The organism is Paenarthrobacter sp. PAE-2, from assembly GCF_026013155.1.
Lineage (GTDB): Bacteria > Actinomycetota > Actinomycetes > Actinomycetales > Micrococcaceae > Arthrobacter > Arthrobacter ureafaciens.
Genome location: NZ_JAPDNV010000086.1, coordinates 1 through 2,606, shown reverse-complemented (window position 1 = coordinate 2,606; position 2,606 = coordinate 1). Strand labels below are relative to the sequence as shown.

The following is a 2,606-nucleotide window of genomic DNA, read 5'->3' as shown; positions in this document are numbered from 1 at the left end:
CAGTCAACCCGCTGAGGATGTGTGAGGTCTCTTCTCCTGCAGCCACGTCCAACCTTCCTTTAGGCGCATCCATCGGCGCCTCAGGTCCGGCAGGGTAACTGCCCGTCATGAACGCGTCGTGTGCGACATCTCGGTTTCAACAGCCCGGTCGGATGCGCCGGGCAGGTCTTGTGAGCGAATGGCTGTCCATAATGGATTTCTTCGGGGCGGTCGCCCTGCAGCCAAAGCGCTCATGGCCACTCTAGCTTTCGCGGCGCTGGTATGCGTAGCCGCACCCGTTCACAGGCGTTGTATGTCACACCCGGACGTGTGGCATGGCCGGATACACGGAGTTTCCGCGCGGGCAAAAGCCCTCGGAGTAAGGTGGAAAGTGGCCGCCCGCAGCTGCGACGGCTTGAAGCGGGCGCCCAAAGGGTGTTGGCTTTAGTAATGGAAGTCACTTCAAAAGGAGGAAACGTGAGCGAGGCCGACGCCGCCACATCGGTAAATGTGGCGGAAAGATTGGGTTTCAAAGATGGGGATCTGATTCAGGAACGCGGCTATGACGACGACGTCGACTTCGACTTGCGTGACGATATCGAGGATTTCACCGGATCAGAACTCTTGGATGAAGACGATCATGACGTCGTCGATGCCGTGATTTTCTGGTGGCGCGACGGCGACGGTGACCTGGTGGATGCCCTGATGGACTCGCTCACCACTTTGAAGGAGGGCGGAGTGGTTTGGGTCCTGACGCCCAAGTCCGGCCGTCCCAATTACGTCTCCCCGGCCGATATCCAGGATGCAGCGCCCACGTCCGGGCTCCACCTGACAACCTCGGCCGGAGTTTCCAAGGACTGGAGTGCCACCCGGCTCGTGGCAAAGAAGAACAAGTGACGGAAGTACGCGAATCCCTCCCGGCGACCGTACCTGCGGCCGGGGAACCGGCGCCGGACTTCGAGTTGTCCAACCAATACGGCGAGCCCATCCGGTTGTCGGACTTCAGGGGCCGGAACGTGGTCCTGGTTTTCTATCCCTTTGCTTTCTCAGGAATCTGCACCGGTGAACTCTGTGAGCTCCGGGACAATATCGGGGCCTTTGACGACGCTGACGCTGCAGTGCTCGGCATCTCCGTGGACAGTAAGTTTTCCTTGCGCGCCTACGCCGAAAAAGAGGGCTACGGGTTTGATCTTCTGGCGGACTTCTGGCCCCACGGGGAAGTAGCCCGTCAGTATGGCGTTTTCGACGAAGACAGCGGGATGGCTCTTCGGGGAACGTTCATCATCGATGCAGATGGCATCGTCCGCTACGTGGTAGTCAACCCCCGGGGGCAAGCACGCGACCTCGGAGAATACCGTGCCGCGCTTTCTGCCTTGGCGGAGCAGTAGCAGTGCACCCCCCGGGCCGGCTGTGAGCAACGTGGCGCCTGGCGTGGGCATGACAGGCTTCGCCAGCCAGGACCCCGCACCCATGGAAGCCCTGGAACCAGCCGAGGTTGCCGGGCTGCAAGAAGCGCATGGGGTCCTGGCAGGCAAGCGACTGGCTGTCCTCACTGGCGCAGGCCTCAGTACGGATTCCGGAATACCTGATTACAGGGGACCGGGATCGGCGCCAAGAAAGCCCATGACCTACCAGGAGTTCATCCGCAGCGCGGCAAACCGCCGGCGGTACTGGGCCCGCAACCACATCGGATGGTCGCATCTGCGCCGCGCCAATCCGAACGTGGGCCATGCCGCCGTGGCAGCCATGGAACAGCGGGGCCTCCTGAGCGGACTCATCACGCAGAACGTCGACAGGCTCCACGAAGACGCAGGCAGCGTCAACGTGGTGGACCTCCATGGACGCTTCGACCAGGTCATCTGCCTGGAGCAGGGCCACACCTTTTCCAGGAAGTTGCTCGCCGCCATCCTCGAGGAGCTGAACCCGGGCTTTGTCCAGAAGGCCGTCGAGGCCGGCGTGGTGGAGATGGCTCCTGATGCGGATGCGACCGTGGAAGATCCGGAACTCATCACGTCCTTTGTGGTGGCCGTCTGTCCCGTCTGCGGGGCAACCCTCAAACCTCACTTTGTCTATTTCGGTGAAAACGTCCCCAAGGACCGTGTTCAGCGGGCTTATGGCATGGTTGACGACGCCGGCGCCCTTTTGGTGGCCGGATCGTCTCTAACCGTCATGAGCGGGCTGAGGTTCGTCCGCCATGCTGCCAAGGCGGGCAAGCCGGTGGTCATTATCAACAGGGGCATCACCCGTGGCGATGAGTTCGCAACGCTGAAGCTGGACCTGGGCGTCAGCGGAGCGTTGAGCTATTTGGCGGGGCATTTGCCCGATCTGGATCAAGCGGAACGTTCGATTGGTCATTCTGCCGGATGATCATGTAGAGTCGTTGTTCGTTGGTCGACGTGCTGAACGTACGGAACCAAGCAAGGGTCTTTAGCTCAGCTGGTAGAGCGCCACGTTTACACCGTGGATGTCATCGGTTCGATCCCGGTAGGACCCACCACATAAAACCCCCGGCATCTTCCCATTGGAAGAAGCCGGGGGTTTGTTTTTGCCGGCAGCAATCCTGTCAGTACCTGCGGGTTATAGGACAAAACGTGTGTAAATCCCGGGCGTGTTAGGTGCGTCCTGCC

3 protein-coding genes and 1 tRNA gene are annotated in these 2,606 nt (G+C 60.8%); all 4 read left to right on the top strand.

Annotated elements, in window-relative coordinates; genetic code table 11:
- Positions 1-456: 456 nt before the first annotated feature.
- The 4 genes from OCL88_RS20930 (at position 457) to OCL88_RS20915 (ending at position 2,476) form a co-directional block, all read left to right on the top strand.
- Positions 457-876: a DUF3052 domain-containing protein gene (locus OCL88_RS20930; protein WP_021474829.1), complete on the top strand. Its 420-nt coding sequence runs from the start codon at positions 457-459 to the stop codon at positions 874-876.
- On the top strand, positions 873-1,367 hold the full coding sequence (locus OCL88_RS20925) for a peroxiredoxin (protein ID WP_166185469.1): 495 nt from the start codon (positions 873-875) through the stop codon (positions 1,365-1,367). The genes OCL88_RS20930 and OCL88_RS20925 overlap by 4 nt, the downstream gene beginning before the upstream one ends.
- Before the next feature lie 49 nt (positions 1,368-1,416).
- Complete coding sequence (locus tag OCL88_RS20920; protein ID WP_264963823.1) at positions 1,417-2,346, top strand: NAD-dependent protein deacetylase; 930 nt, start codon at positions 1,417-1,419, stop codon at positions 2,344-2,346.
- Positions 2,347-2,400: 54 nt separating this feature from the next.
- A tRNA-Val gene (locus OCL88_RS20915) sits at positions 2,401-2,476 on the top strand.
- Positions 2,477-2,606: the final 130 nt, after the last annotated feature.